Below are 13,415 nucleotides of genomic sequence, written 5' to 3'. Positions count from 1 at the left end.
GTCTCCACCTTGCGGAGTACGCGCGCCGGGCCCGGATCGGCCCTCCGGTTGACCCCTGCACGCATCTCGCTTCCCTACTCTGGGTTACGTGCAGCGCCTCTACGACTTCCTCCGCAGACACCCGACCTTGGTCGACGGCTTCTGGGCCCTCGTCCTGTTCGGGATCTCTGTGGTCGCCGGAACCACTACCGGCGAGAACCACCAGGGAACCGACTCCCTGGCGCTGCTCGTACCGATCGCGCTTCTGCTGGGCCTGGTGGTGGCGCTGCGGCGGCGCATGCCGGAGCGGATGCTGCTGCTGGCCTGCGCGCTCGGCCTCGCCCAGCTCGTGCTGGACGTCGCGACGACGGCCGCCGACTTCGCCCTGCTGGTGATCGTCTACACGGTCGCCGCGACGGGTGCCCGCTGGGCGTCCAGGCTCGCGCTGGGCATGGGCCTGTGCGCCGCGACCCTGGCCCAACTGCGCTGGCAGAACGAGCAGACGAGCCTGGCGGGCAACGTGGCCATAGTCGTCTTCCAGACGGTGCCGTTCGTGCTCGCCTGGGTGCTCGGCGACTCCGTGCGCACCCGGCGGGCGTACTTCGCCCAGTTGGAGGAGCGCGCGGCGCGCCTGGAGAAGGAGCGCGAGGCGCAGGCGAAGGTAGCGGTCGCCGCCGAGCGCGCCCGGATCGCGCGTGAGCTGCACGACGTCGTCGCGCACAACGTGTCGGTGATGGTCGTGCAGGCAGACGGCGCCGCCTACGTCCTCGACGCGGCGCCCGACCAGGCGAAGAAGGCACTGGAGACGATCTCCTCCACGGGCCGTCAGGCTCTCGCCGAGATGCGCCGCCTGCTGGGCGTCCTGCGCACCGGCGAGCACGAGGAGGGCGGGGAGTACGTGCCGCAGCCGGACGTCGAGCAGATCGAGGACCTCGTCCAGCAGTGCCGCGGTTCCGGCCTGCCCGTGGACTTCAAGGTCGAGGGCACCCCACGGCCGCTGCCGAGCGGCGTCGAGCTGACGGCGTACCGGATCGTTCAGGAGGCGCTCACCAACACGCGCAAGCACGGGGGGCCGAACGCGGGCGCCAGCGTGCGCCTGGTCTACTTCGACGACGGTCTCGGTCTGCTCGTCGAGGACGACGGCAAGGGCGCCCCCGCACGAGCTGTACGAGGAGGGCGGCGCCGACGGCGGCGGCCACGGCCTGATCGGCATGCGGGAGCGGGTCGCATGGTCGGCGGCACCCTGGACGCGGGCCCGCGTCCCGGCGGAGGATTCCGCATCAGCGCGCTGCTCCCGCTCAAACCGGCGCATTGACGCCGACGCACGCCCTCTGTTGACACCTGTCACAACCCATGGAAGAGGACTCGATGACGATCCGCGTCATGCTCGTCGACGACCAGATGCTGCTGCGCACCGGGTTCCGGATGGTGCTCGCCGCCCAGCCGGACATGGAGGTCGTGGCCGAGGCGGGCGACGGTGTCGAGGCCCTCCAGGTGGTGCGTTCCACCGCGGTCGACGTGGTGCTGATGGACGTCCGCATGCCGAAACTGGACGGGGTCGAGGCCACCCGGCGCATCTGCTCGGCCCCCGACGCGCCGAAGGTGCTGATCCTGACCACCTTCGACCTCGACGAGTACGCCTTCTCCGGGCTGAAGGCGGGCGCCTCCGGCTTCATGCTGAAGGACGTGCCGCCCGGTGAACTGCTCACCGCGATCCGCTCCGTGCACAGCGGCGACGCGGTGGTCGCGCCCTCCACCACCCGCCGCCTCCTCGACCGGTTCGCGCCCATGCTGCCCAGCGCGGGCAAGGAGCCCCAGCACATGGAGCTGGAGCGGCTCACCGGCCGGGAGCGCGAGGTCATGATCCTGGTCGCCCAGGGGCTGTCCAACAGGGAGATCGCGGCCCGGCTGGTGCTGTCCGAGGCGACCGTCAAGACCCACGTGGGCCGCATCCTGACGAAGCTGGGGCTGCGGGACCGGGTGCAGGTGGTGGTCCTCGCGTACGAGACGGGGCTGGTGCGGGCGGGGGGACTCGGCTGAGCCGCCTCCGGGTGCGTACGGACGTACGGATCACCGCCGAACGCGCCCCGCGCGCGCCCGGCGGCCACTAGGGTCGGCGCATGCTCCTGTGGATCAACGGTCCCTTCGGGGGCGGCAAGACACAGACCGCACACGAGATCCGGCGCCGCCTGCCGGGCAGCGTCGTCTGCGACCCCGAACACGCCGGCTTCGGTCTGCGCCGCATGCTGCCGCCGGACCTGCGAGGCGACTTCCAGGACCTGGTCTCCTGGCGGCAGGGGGTCGTCGAGGTCCTCGACCTGGCGCTCCGCGAGCACGACGGCGTGGTGATCGCCCCCATGACGGTGACCGACCCGCGCTACTTCGCCGAGACCGTCGGCAGGCTGGGCGAAATGGGCCACGACGTACGGCACTTCACGCTCCTCGCCGAGCGGGAGACCGTGGTGAGGCGCCTGCGCGAGCGCGGTCTGGGGCGCCTCCTCCGCTTCGTCCCAGGGAGAAAGGCGGTGCCGCGCAGGGAGAGTCGGGCCGTCCAGCAGCTCGACCACTGTCTGGAGCGGCTGCGCGAGCCGGAGTTCGCCGAACACCTGTGGACGGACCACACGAGCGTGCCGAAGACGGCCGACCGCATCGCCGTCCTGGCCGGGCTGACGCTGCGGCCGAACACCGAGGGATCGCTCCGCACCCGGCTGCGCCAGGCGCGGGTCGGCCTGAAGCACATCCGGTTCGACTGAGGACCGCCGTGGTGGCCGTCGCCGGGCCCTGGGCGCGGGGCCCGCAGAGCTTACGGTGACGTCGTGAAGCCGATTCCGGGATGGACCGCGTCTGCGCGGAGGACCGCGGGGTATGCCGCGTGGTGGGCGGCGGTCACGCTCGCCTTCTGGCTCGGGGGCCGGGCCGTGGGCCACCGGCCGAGCCTGCTGGTGTGCGCCGTCGGCGCCGTCCTCACGATCGTCGGGGGCGAACTCGGCGACCGACGGCGTCGACGCAGGGCCAGGAACCGGGCGGCGGGGCGCAGGGCGGGCACCGGCGGCTCCGCGCGCTGACGGGCGCCGGCCGGCAGGAGGCCGCGCTACCTGAGGATCCCCTCCAGGAAGTCGCTGCCCAGCCGGGCCACCCTCGTCACGTCGAGCTGGTGCAGCACGTACCGGCCGCGCCGACGGGTGGTGATCAGGCCCGCCTTCTTCAGGACGGCCAGATGCCGGGATATCTCGGGGGCCGTCATGCCGTGCACCTGGGCGAGTTCGCTCGTGGTGTACGCGCTGCGTGCCAGCTGGCGGCAGATCCGCATGCGGACCGGGTGGGACAGGGCCGTCATCCGCAGGGTGAGCTGCTCGACGGACGGCGGCGAGGCCGGCTCGGGGGAGCCGACGGGGTAGTGCAGCACGGGCTGCCATCCACTCCGGTGCAGCACGCTGAGATGCGGCCAGCCGAGACTGGTCGGCACGAGGAGCAGCCCGCCGCCCGCGGTGACCGTCCGGCCCTCGATGAGCTTGTCGACCTCGATCCGGCAGGCCGCCTCGTCCACGGCCAGGGCGGGCGACACCGCTGTCAGCGCCTCCGACAGCCCGCGGTGCCGCAGCAGTTCCCTCTTGTGCCGGGCGTCCGCCGTCAACCCGTGGCTCAGCCGCGACCAGGCCTCCGCGAAGAACGCCTCGTCGCAGTCCTCCAGGAAGCGCCGCAGCCACGCGCGCACGCTGGGCGGGTCGTCGAGCAGCCGCTGGGTGAACCGCACCTGCTGGGGGCCGCGCGAGGCGGCCACCTCCAGGGCGCGCCGGCGCACGCGCTCGTCGGTGAGGACCAGCGGTTCGTGGGAGCCGTAGCTGATCACGCAGGTGAACTCCAGGGCGGCGTCCACGAACTGCTCGTCCGTCAGTTTGTCGAGCAGGTCCAGCTCCTCGGCGAGCGTCCCGCGCGGGAGCGTGCTGCGGCCCGGGATGCCGGCGTACGGCATGAAGAGGTCGGAGAACGTCGTCCGCCACAGGAAGTCGGCCTCGCACATCCGGTCGGCGAGATGCGGGTCGAGGCGCGCGGTGACACTCGTGACCCAGCCCTGGAGCCCTGGATGGTGCCCCGGCTCGGACAGCGCGTGCAGCGCCATGCCGAGTTCGGCCAGGGGGGACGGCACGATCGCGACCCCCTCCGGCCGCAGCCCCGCGATGTCGATGCGCACGCTCATGCCCTCATGGTGCACCCCACCGCTGACAACGCCGCCCCCGGCCGACGGCCGGCTGACGTCTACGGGCCGGTCCGCCCCCCGGCCCGGCCGGCCTCCTCCCTCAGCCGGACCACGAAGTCGGCGACCGCCGTGCGTACGTCCTCTGCGCTCCACTCCAGGCCGGGGGCGCGGACGTCGACCTCCGTGACGGCCAGGCCCGGCACGGGGGCGTTCCAGGCGCGCGCGAAGAGCAGGGTCCCGCTCTCCTCGGCCGTACGGATCGCCGCCTCGGCGACCGTGTCGGCGTCGTACGGCAGCCACACCTGGAACTCGTTGGTGTGCGGCACCTCGGGGTGCACCCGCGACCACGGCAGCCCGGCCGCCGCCAAGCCTTCGGCCAGTGCGGCGGCCACCACGCGCGCGTGGCGCACGTACGAAGGCAGGCGGGGCAGTTCGCGCTCCAGGCCCAGCAGCGCCGACAGGGCGGTGGGGAACTGCTGGAACACCGTGCCGCCGTAGCGGTGGCGCCAGGCCTTCGCCTCCTCCACCAGGGTGCTCGGGCCGGCCAGCGCGGCACCGCCGAAACCGTCGAGGGACTTGTAGAACGACACGTAGACGCTGTCCGCCAGTGCGGCGATCTCGTCGAGCGGGCGGTCGAAGTGGACGGTGGACTCCCACAGGCGCGCGCCGTCGAAGTGCACCACCGCGTCCCGCTCGCGCGCCGCCTCGACGAGATCGGTCAGCTCCTCCCAGGACGGCAGCAGGTGTCCCGGGCCCACGAGCGGCAGTTCGAGCATCAGCGCCCCGAAGGGCTCCTCGCAGTCACGGACCTCCTCGGCGGTGGGCTGCCGCGGCTCGTCGGTCAGCCGGACCGGGCGCAATCCGCTGACCTGGCTGAACGCCCCGCGCTCGTGCACCTCCGGGTGGGCCTCGGCGTGCAGGGCCACCACCGGGTTGCCGGTGCGGCCCGCCCAGCAGCGCAGGGCGACCTGCTGCGCCATGGTGCCCGTCGGGAAGAAGGCCGCGGCCTCCTTGCCGAGCAGCCCGGCGACCTTGGCCTCCAGGGCGGCGACGACGCCGTCGCCGTACATGTCGACGGACTCGTCCAGGTCGTACACCTCGTCGGCGGCATCCAGGAGGGCGAGCCGCTGACGGATCGTCCGCTCGAGGCCGGAGCGCGCCAGTACCCGCCGCGCGCTGCGGGAGGCCCTTCTGCGCCGCTCCCACCGGCGCCCGCGCCGCTCGTCCTCCGACACCGGCCCGGACGGCTCCTGCTCGGACGTCCGCGTGGACCGATCCGCCGTATCACTCATGCCGTGGATCATTTCGCGCGCGTGGCCCGAGGACACCCGATTTCGGCGGCGGAGGAAGAGTGCGGTTACCCACAGCCTGTGGACAACCGGGGCCCCCGGTAACCGATCGCGTTAACATGACGAGAAATCGTCCGGTACCCAGAGCGGACTGGAACGGGAAGGCCGCCGTCGCGTGAGTACAGTCCAACAGCCAGACCCCAGGGACCGCCCCGCGCGGCTGACCGTCGGCGTCGTCGGCGCAGGGCGCGTAGGCCCCGCGCTCGCCGCGTCCCTCCAGCTCGCCGGGCACCGTCCGGTCGCCGTCTCCGGCGTCTCCGACGCCTCCCGCCGGCGCGCCGCGACGATGCTGCCCGACGTCCCCCTCGTCACCCCCGCCGAGGTCATGGCGCGCGCCGACCTGGTCCTGCTGACGGTCCCCGACGACGCCCTGCCCGGCCTCGTCGAGGGCCTCGCCGAGACCGGCGCGGTCCGCCCCGGGCAGCTGCTCGTGCACACCTCCGGCCGGTACGGCGCGAGGGTCCTGGACCCCGCCCTGCGCGCGGGCGCGCTGCCGCTGGCCCTGCACCCGGCGATGACCTTCACCGGCACCGCGGTCGACGTCCAGCGTCTGGCCGGCTGCTCCTTCGGCGTCACCGCGCCCGACCAACTGCGGCTGGCCGCCGAAGCACTCGTCATCGAGATGGGCGGCGAACCGGAATGGATCGCCGAGCAGAACCGGCCGCTCTACCACGCGGCCCTCGCCCTCGGCGCCAACCACCTGGTCACCCTGGTCGCCCAGTCCCTGGAACTGCTGCGCGCGGCCGGCGTCGAGGCCCCCGACCGGATGCTCGGCCCCCTGCTGGGCGCCGCCCTGGACAACGCGCTGCGCTCCGGCGACGCCGCGCTCACCGGCCCCGTCGCGCGCGGCGACGCGGGCACGGTCGCCGTGCACGTCTCCGAGCTGCGCAGGCACGCCCCGCAGACCGTCGACGGCTATCTGGCGATGGCCCGCGCGACGGCCGACCGGGCGCTGGCCAGCGGCCTGCTCAAGCCTGAACTCGCCGAGGACCTCCTCGGGGTACTCGCCAAGGGGACCGACGGCGCCGAGGGAGACGTCCGATGACCACGACCCTGCTGCGCACCGCCGGTGAGCTGCACGCACGCACGCGCGCGGGCCGCCGCGCCGTCGTGATGACGATGGGCGCCCTGCACGAGGGACACGCCACCCTCGTCCGCACCGCGCGCGAGATCGCCGGACCGGAGGGCGAGGTCGTCGTCACGGTCTTCGTCAACCCGCTCCAGTTCGGCGCGGGCGAGGACCTCGACCGCTACCCGCGCACCCTGGACGCCGACGTCAAGATCGCCGAGGAGGCGGGTGCGGACGTCGTGTTCGCCCCGTCCGTCGACGAGGTCTACCCGGGCGGCGAACCCCAGGTCCGCGTCAGCGCCGGACCCATGGGGGAGCGCCTGGAGGGTGCCTCCCGCCCCGGGCACTTCGACGGCATGCTCACCGTCGTCGCCAAGCTGCTGCACCTGACCCGCCCCGACGTCGCCCTGTACGGACAGAAGGACGCCCAGCAGCTCGCCCTGATCCGGCGCATGGTGCGCGACCTGAACTTCGGCATCGACATCGTCGCCGTACCGACGGTGCGCGAGGAAGACGGACTGGCGCTGTCCAGCCGCAACCGCTATCTGTCCCCGGCCGAGCGGCGCACCGCGCTCGCCCTGTCCCAGGCGCTGTTCGCGGGCCGCGACCGGCATGCCGCGCAGGAGGCGCTGAGGGCACGCGCGCGTGAGGTGCCCGCCACCCACGCGCGTGCGCAGGCGCTCAGCGCCCTCGGCGAGTCCCGCGCGGCCGCCGACGCCCACGCCGTGGCCAAGGCCGCCCCCGGCTCCGTGGCCGCCGTCCGCGCCGCCGCCCGCACGGTCCTGGACGAGGCCGCGCGCATGGTCCCGCCGCTGAGACTGGACTACCTCGCCCTCGTCGACCCGGCCGACTTCGGCGACATCGACGACGACTTCACCGGCGAGGCCGTTCTCGCCGTCGCCGCCCGGGTCGGCACGACCCGGCTGATCGACAACCTCCCCCTCACCTTCGGAGCCGCCTCGTGACCAGCACAGGCATACGACTGCACGCGCCCGCGCCCGGGTGGTCCATCTCCGCGGACGTCGTGGTCGTCGGCTCCGGCGTGGCCGGCCTCACCGCCGCCCTGCGCTGCGAGGCCGCGGGACTGACGACGGTCGTCGTCACCAAGGCCCGCCTGGACGACGGCTCCACCCGCTGGGCACAGGGCGGCATCGCGGCGGCGCTCGGCGAGGGCGACACACCCGAACAGCACCTGGAGGACACGCTGGTGGCCGGCGCGGGCCTGTGCGACGAGGACGCGGTACGCCTCCTGGTCACCGAGGGCCCCGACGCCGTACGGCGGCTCATCGAGACCGGCGCCCACTTCGACGAGTCCGAGGAAGGCGGCCTGGAGCTGACCCGCGAGGGCGGCCACCACCGCCGCCGCATCGCGCACGCGGGCGGCGACGCGACCGGCGCGGAGATCTCCCGCGCGCTCGTCGAGGCGGTACGCGCGCGCGGACTGCGCACCATCGAGAACGCGCTCGTCCTGGACCTCCTCACGGACGCCGACGGCCGCACCGCCGGTGTCTCCCTGCACGTCATGGGGGAGGGCCAGCACGACGGGGTGGGCGCGGTGCACGCGCCCGCGGTGGTCCTCGCCACCGGTGGCATGGGCCAGGTCTTCTCCGCGACCACCAACCCGTCGGTGTCGACCGGCGACGGCGTGGCGCTCGCCCTGCGCGCGGGCGCGGAGGTCTCCGACCTGGAGTTCGTGCAGTTCCACCCGACCGTGCTGTTCCTGGGTCCCGACGCGGAGGGCCAGCAGCCCCTCGTCTCCGAGGCGGTACGCGGTGAGGGCGCCCACCTGGTCGACGGCAACGGCGTGCGTTTCATGCTGGGCCAGCACGAGCTGGCCGAGCTGGCGCCCCGCGACATCGTCGCCAAGGGCATCATGCGCCGCATGCAGGAACAGGACGCCGAGCACATGTACCTCGACGCCCGCCACTTCGGCGCCGAGATGTGGGAACACCGCTTCCCGACGATCCTCGCCGCCTGCCGCGCCCACGGCATCGACCCGGTCACCGAGCCCGTCCCGGTCGCCCCGGCCGCCCACTACGCCTCCGGCGGGGTGCGCGCCGACTCCCACGGCCGGACCACCGTCCCGGGCCTGTACGCCTGTGGCGAGGTCGCCTGCACGGGCGTGCACGGCGCGAACCGGCTCGCCTCCAACTCGCTCCTGGAGGGCCTCGTCTACGCCGAGCGCATCTCCGCCGACATCGCGGCGAGCCGTTCGGCCGACGGCCTTTCCGCGCGCGTGCCCGCACCCGTCGAGCACCCCGAGAAGCCCGCGCACCCCCTCCTCGCCCCCGAGGCCCGGTTCGCCATCCAGCGGAGCATGACCGAGGGCGCGGGCGTCCTGCGCTCCGCCGACTCCCTGGAGAAGGCTGCCGAGCAGCTCCAGCGGCTGCACTCCGAGGCCCGCGAGGCCCTCGAGGAGAACGGCAAGACCGCCGAGCCCGGCGTCGACACGTGGGAGGCCACCAACCTCCTGTGCGTGGCCCGCGTCCTGGTCGCCGCCGCCCGGCTGCGCGAGGAGACCCGCGGCTGCCACTGGCGCGAGGACCGCGCCGAGCGCGACGACACGCACTGGCGCCGCCACATCGTCGTACGGCTCAATCCGGACCGGACGCTCGCCGTACACACCACCGATACCGCAGACTTCCCCCCGACCCGGCAGCAGGAGCAGTGACAGAAGTGAGCACCCCCGAGGACCTTCCCCTCGTCCAGAGCGGCGGCTGCGGCGACGGCTGTGCCTGTGGCACGGACGCCGACCCCACCGACGCGGAGTACCTGGAGTGCGGGCTCGACCCCGCGCTCGCCCAGCTCCTGGCGGACGCCGGGCTTGACCCGGTCGAGGTCGAGGACATCGCCAACGTCGCGATCCAGGAGGACCTGGCCCACGGCGTGGACGTGACGACGGTCGCGACCATTCCCGAGGACGCGGTGGCCACCGCCGACTTCACCGCGCGCGAGGCGGGCGTGGTGGCGGGCCTCAGGGTCGCCGAGGCCGTGCTCTCGGTCGTCTGCACGGACGAGTTCGAGGTCGAGCGGCATGTCGAGGACGGCGACCGCGTGGAGGCCGGGCAGAAGCTGCTGTCGGTCACCACGCGCACGCGCGACCTCCTCACCGGCGAGCGCAGCGCGCTGAACCTGATGTGCCGCCTCTCCGGCATCGCGACCGCCACGCGCGCGTGGGCGGACGCCCTGGAGGGCACCGAGGCACGCGTGCGTGACACCCGGAAGACCACACCGGGCCTGCGCGCCCTGGAGAAGTTCGCCGTGCGCTGCGGCGGCGGTCTCAACCACCGGATGTCGCTGTCCGACGCCGCCCTGGTCAAGGACAACCACGTGGTGGCCGCGGGCGGCGTCGCCCAGGCCTTCCAGGCCGTACGGGCGGCCTTCCCGGACGTGCCGATCGAGGTCGAGGTCGACACCCTGCACCAGCTGCGCGAGGTCATCGAGGCCGGCGCCGACCTGATCCTGCTGGACAACTTCACGCCCGAGGAGTGCGCGGAGGCCGTCCGCGTCGTCGGCGGGCGTGCGCTCCTCGAGGCCTCCGGCCGGCTCACCCTGGACAACGCGAAGGCGTACGCCGACACCGGGGTCGACTTCCTGGCCGTGGGCGCCCTGACCCACTCCTCGCCGATCCTGGACATCGGCCTGGACCTGCGAGCTGCGGAGTAGGGAGCGGGATCCGGCCATGCTGCTGACGATCGACGTAGGGAACACGCACACCGTGCTCGGCCTGTTCGACGGGGAGGACATCGTCGAGCACTGGCGGATCTCGACGGACGCCCGCCGCACGGCCGACGAGCTGGCGGTCCTCCTCCAGGGCCTGATGGGCATGCACCCCCTCCTCGGCGTGGAGCTGGGCGAGGGCATCGACGGCATCGCCATCTGCGCGACCGTCCCGTCGGTCCTGCACGAACTGCGCGAGGTGACCCGCCGCTACTACGGCGACGTCCCCGCGGTGCTCGTCGAGCCCGGCGTGAAGACGGGCGTCCCGATCCTCTTCGACAACCCCAAGGAGGTCGGCGCCGACCGCATCATCAACGCGGTCGCCGCCAACGAGCTGTACGGCGGCCCGGCGATCGTCGTGGACTTCGGCACGGCGACCACGTTCGACGCGATCAGCGCGCGCGGGGAGTACGTCGGCGGCGTCATCGCGCCCGGGATCGAGATCTCCGTCGAGGCCCTGGGCGTCAAGGCCGCGCAGCTGCGCAAGATCGAGGTGGCCCGCCCCCGCAGCGTGATCGGCAAGAACACGGTCGAGGCGATGCAGTCCGGCATCGTCTACGGCTTCGCCGGCCAGGTCGACGGCGTCGTGGGCCGGATGGCCAGGGAACTGTCGGAGGACCCCGACGACGTGACGGTGATCGCCACGGGCGGTCTGGCACCGATGGTGCTGGGCGAGTCCGCGGTGATCGACGAGCACGAGCCGTGGCTGACGCTGATCGGGCTGCGGCTGGTCTACGAGCGGAACGTCTCGCGCATGTGAGCCGTGCGCCGCGAGTCGTGCGTCGTTCGTCGTGGGCGTGAGTCGTGAGTGATGAGTTGTGGGTGTGGGGCCGGTCCGTGGAATCGGACGCGCCACACCCACTCCTTATGTCGAGTTTGTCTGATTAGCGCGTATCGTCGCCGCATGCCCACGCCATACGGATCCCGCGGCGGCATGGCGTTCGGTGCGGAGGAGCTGCGTGTGCTCCGTCGCGCCCTCGCCTTCGCCCTCCACCCCGGTCCCGTCTCGTCCGAGGACGTCCAGGACTGCCATCGCCTCGCCGAATCCCTCGACGAGGCGATGCGCGAGGCCGCCCGGTTGCGGGCCTTCCTGGTATCCGACCTCGTCCGGTACCGAGCCGCCCTCCCCGGCACCGCGGCCGGATACCTCGCGCTCCTGGAGGAGGTGCTGGCCACCGGCCACCGGCCCGAGGCCGACGACCTCGCCGCCCTGCGCGCCCTGCGGGGCAATCCGGTGGCGGCCGCCCTCCTGGACCGCTGTCAGACCCTTGCCGAGCAGGACGTACGCGCCCGTCTCGCCCGCCGTACGGCCCGCCGGGTCGTCGCGCCCGCCCCTGCGGTGCCGGCGTCCCGTACGCGCCTCCTGGCGCTTCCCGGGGGCCGTTGCGGGGCGGTGGCGGAGGCCGTTCGCGACCGCCTGCCGGTCGCCGCCGAGGAGCCGAAGCCGCGTCCTGCCGAGAAGCCCGCGGAGAAACCGCCCGCTCCCGGGCCCGTCCCCGTGAAGCCGCAGGAGCCCGAGCCCTCACGCCGGCCCGTGCCCACGCCGGGCGAGGTCTTCCCGCGGCGCAAACCCGCCCCGTCGTCCACCGGCCCGCAGGAGCGGCTCGCCGCCGGCTGACGGAGGCGCCGCCGGCTGGGGGTGGGGGCTGGTGGGGCGCGACCGACCCGCCTCGCGGTACGCGACCCCGTCCCCGTATCCCGTCCTTCCCTGGCTACCCTGGATCCATGGACTATGTCTCCGCGCTGCTGCCCCCCGTCGTCATGGCCGTCTTCTTCGTCGGCCTGATCAGGGTGATCGTGAAAACCCAGGGCGGCGCGAACAAGGCCAAGGAGGACGCGGCCGTCGAGGCGGCCCTCGCGCGCGCGGAGGGCACGCGCCAGGCCTCCGCGAAGACCGGGGCCTGATCCCACGCAGGTCCCCCACCTCCCACGCACGTCCTTCGGGGCGTACGGCTCCCACTTCCGGGTGCCGTACGCCCTTTTTGTTCGTATTTGTGGCGATGAGTGCACGTCCGGCACGCGATCGATGTGATCTCCCACTATTGTTCTGAGTTGTGCCTCGCCCATTGGGAGAACTCGAAGACGCGGTCATGACGCGGGTGTGGAAGTGGAACCGCCCGGTCACCGTTCGAGAAGTCCTGGAAGACCTTCAGCAGGAACGGTCCATCGCCTACACCACGGTGATGACCGTTTTGGACAATCTCCATCAGAAGGGCTGGGTGCGCCGTGAGGCGGAAGGCCGGGCCTATCGATATGAGGCGGTCTCCACACGTGCCGCCTACGCCGCCGCCCTGATGAACGAGGCCTGGACGCAGAGCGACAACCCCGCCGCCGCTCTCGTCGCCTTCTTCGGGATGATGAGCGACGAACAGCGGCATGCCCTGCGCGATGCGGTTCGCATCGTCCAGGGACCCGAAACTTCCGAACGCCCGGAAGCGGGGAGTCCACGGGAGAACCCCGGGTCGGCGACGGAGTCCGACGGGCGATAGCGTCCGCTCATGTCAGCACAGAGCCCTGAAGTCAGCGCTAAAGCCATCACCGTCCGCCGGGCCCGGACCAGCGATGTCCCCGCCGTACGCCGTCTCCTTGACGCGTACGTCCGTGGCCGCATCCTGCTCGACAAAGCGACGGTGACCCTTTACGAGGACATCCAGGAGTTCTGGGTCGCCGAACGCGACGACAACGCCGAGGTCGTCGGCTGCGGTGCCCTGCACGTGATGTGGGAAGACCTCGCGGAAGTCCGCACACTCGCGGTGAAGCCCGGCCTGAAGGGCGCCGGCGTCGGTCACCAGTTGTTGGAGAAGTTGCTGCAGACCGCGCGCTGGCTCGGCGTTCGCCGGGTTTTCTGCCTGACCTTCGAAGTCGACTTCTTCGGCAAGCACGGCTTCGTGGAGATCGGCGAGACACCGGTGGACACCGATGTCTACACGGAGCTGCTCCGTTCCTATGACGAGGGCGTCGCGGAGTTCCTCGGTCTCGAACGAGTGAAACCGAACACCTTGGGCAACAGCCGGATGCTTCTGCATCTGTGATCGTCGAGTCCCATTCCGGTCGAGCCGCCTTGCCCAGGTGCCCTATGTCCGAAACGCGCACGTTTCCG

At 72.7% G+C, this 13,415-nt stretch carries 15 protein-coding genes; 13 read left to right on the top strand and 2 right to left on the bottom strand.

Going from position 1 to position 13,415, the window contains the following annotated elements:
* The first annotated feature begins 88 nt into the window (after window positions 1-88).
* From BM536_RS33250 to BM536_RS33235, 4 genes are all read left to right on the top strand, one after another.
* A complete protein-coding gene (locus BM536_RS33250; RefSeq protein ID WP_342748856.1) occupies window positions 89-1,294 on the top strand; it encodes a sensor histidine kinase in 1,206 nt (401 codons plus the stop codon).
* A gap of 53 nt (window positions 1,295-1,347) precedes the next feature.
* On the top strand, window positions 1,348-2,019 hold the full coding sequence (locus BM536_RS33245; protein ID WP_073492059.1) for a response regulator transcription factor: 672 nt from the start codon (window positions 1,348-1,350) through the stop codon (window positions 2,017-2,019).
* 80 nt (window positions 2,020-2,099) lie between these two features.
* On the top strand, window positions 2,100-2,732 hold the full coding sequence (locus tag BM536_RS33240) for an AAA family ATPase (RefSeq protein WP_073492043.1): 633 nt from the start codon (window positions 2,100-2,102) through the stop codon (window positions 2,730-2,732).
* 63 nt (window positions 2,733-2,795) lie between these two features.
* Window positions 2,796-3,044 (top strand): hypothetical protein, encoded by a 249-nt coding sequence (locus tag BM536_RS33235; RefSeq protein WP_245873903.1) that lies wholly within the window; start codon window positions 2,796-2,798, stop codon window positions 3,042-3,044.
* Window positions 3,045-3,070: 26 nt separating this feature from the next.
* Here BM536_RS33235 and BM536_RS33230 read toward each other — a convergent pair whose 3' ends face one another.
* Both BM536_RS33230 and BM536_RS33225 read right to left on the bottom strand, forming a co-directional pair.
* Entirely contained in the window at window positions 3,071-4,177 is a 1,107-nt protein-coding gene (locus BM536_RS33230) for a DUF5937 family protein (protein ID WP_073492042.1), read from the bottom strand.
* Between the two features lie 59 nt (window positions 4,178-4,236).
* Window positions 4,237-5,469 carry a threonine aldolase family protein gene (locus tag BM536_RS33225; RefSeq protein WP_079274930.1) on the bottom strand — a complete coding sequence of 411 codons (1,233 nt, stop codon included), beginning with the start codon at window positions 5,467-5,469 and terminating at the stop codon, window positions 4,237-4,239.
* 172 nt (window positions 5,470-5,641) lie between these two features.
* Here BM536_RS33225 and BM536_RS33220 point away from each other — a divergent pair, with 172 nt between their 5' ends.
* The 9 genes from BM536_RS33220 to BM536_RS33180 all read left to right on the top strand — a co-directional run bounded on the left by BM536_RS33220 (window position 5,642) and on the right by BM536_RS33180 (window position 13,347).
* A complete protein-coding gene (locus BM536_RS33220; RefSeq protein ID WP_094103839.1) occupies window positions 5,642-6,571 on the top strand; it encodes a Rossmann-like and DUF2520 domain-containing protein in 930 nt (309 codons plus the stop codon).
* Window positions 6,568-7,560, top strand: a complete 993-nt coding sequence (gene panC / locus BM536_RS33215) for a pantoate--beta-alanine ligase (RefSeq protein ID WP_094103838.1) — start codon at window positions 6,568-6,570, stop codon at window positions 7,558-7,560. The genes BM536_RS33220 and panC overlap by 4 nt, the downstream gene beginning before the upstream one ends.
* A complete protein-coding gene (locus tag BM536_RS33210) occupies window positions 7,557-9,266 on the top strand; it encodes an L-aspartate oxidase (RefSeq protein ID WP_094103837.1) in 1,710 nt (569 codons plus the stop codon). The genes panC and BM536_RS33210 overlap by 4 nt, the downstream gene beginning before the upstream one ends.
* A 5-nt stretch (window positions 9,267-9,271) precedes the next feature.
* Window positions 9,272-10,261, top strand: coding sequence for a carboxylating nicotinate-nucleotide diphosphorylase (gene nadC / locus BM536_RS33205; RefSeq protein WP_073492040.1), 990 nt, complete (start codon window positions 9,272-9,274; stop codon window positions 10,259-10,261).
* A gap of 16 nt (window positions 10,262-10,277) precedes the next feature.
* Window positions 10,278-11,075 carry a type III pantothenate kinase gene (locus tag BM536_RS33200; protein WP_073492039.1) on the top strand — a complete coding sequence of 266 codons (798 nt, stop codon included), beginning with the start codon at window positions 10,278-10,280 and terminating at the stop codon, window positions 11,073-11,075.
* Window positions 11,076-11,249: 174 nt separating this feature from the next.
* Window positions 11,250-11,933: a hypothetical protein gene (locus tag BM536_RS33195; protein WP_094103836.1), complete on the top strand. Its 684-nt coding sequence runs from the start codon at window positions 11,250-11,252 to the stop codon at window positions 11,931-11,933.
* Between the two features lie 107 nt (window positions 11,934-12,040).
* The gene (locus tag BM536_RS33190) at window positions 12,041-12,220 is read left to right on the top strand and encodes a hypothetical protein (protein ID WP_073492038.1); all 180 of its coding nucleotides are present in this window, start codon (window positions 12,041-12,043) and stop codon (window positions 12,218-12,220) included.
* Window positions 12,221-12,381: 161 nt separating this feature from the next.
* The gene (locus tag BM536_RS33185; protein WP_073492037.1) at window positions 12,382-12,804 is read left to right on the top strand and encodes a BlaI/MecI/CopY family transcriptional regulator; all 423 of its coding nucleotides are present in this window, start codon (window positions 12,382-12,384) and stop codon (window positions 12,802-12,804) included.
* A gap of 9 nt (window positions 12,805-12,813) precedes the next feature.
* Window positions 12,814-13,347, top strand: a complete 534-nt coding sequence (locus BM536_RS33180) for an amino-acid N-acetyltransferase (protein ID WP_073492036.1) — start codon at window positions 12,814-12,816, stop codon at window positions 13,345-13,347.
* Window positions 13,348-13,415: the final 68 nt, after the last annotated feature.

Source organism: Streptomyces phaeoluteigriseus (genome assembly GCF_001896135.2).
Classification (GTDB): Bacteria; Actinomycetota; Actinomycetes; order Streptomycetales; family Streptomycetaceae; genus Streptomyces; species Streptomyces phaeoluteigriseus.
The sequence above is the reverse complement of the archived record's forward strand: the minus strand, read 5'-3'. Positions and strand labels throughout refer to the sequence as shown.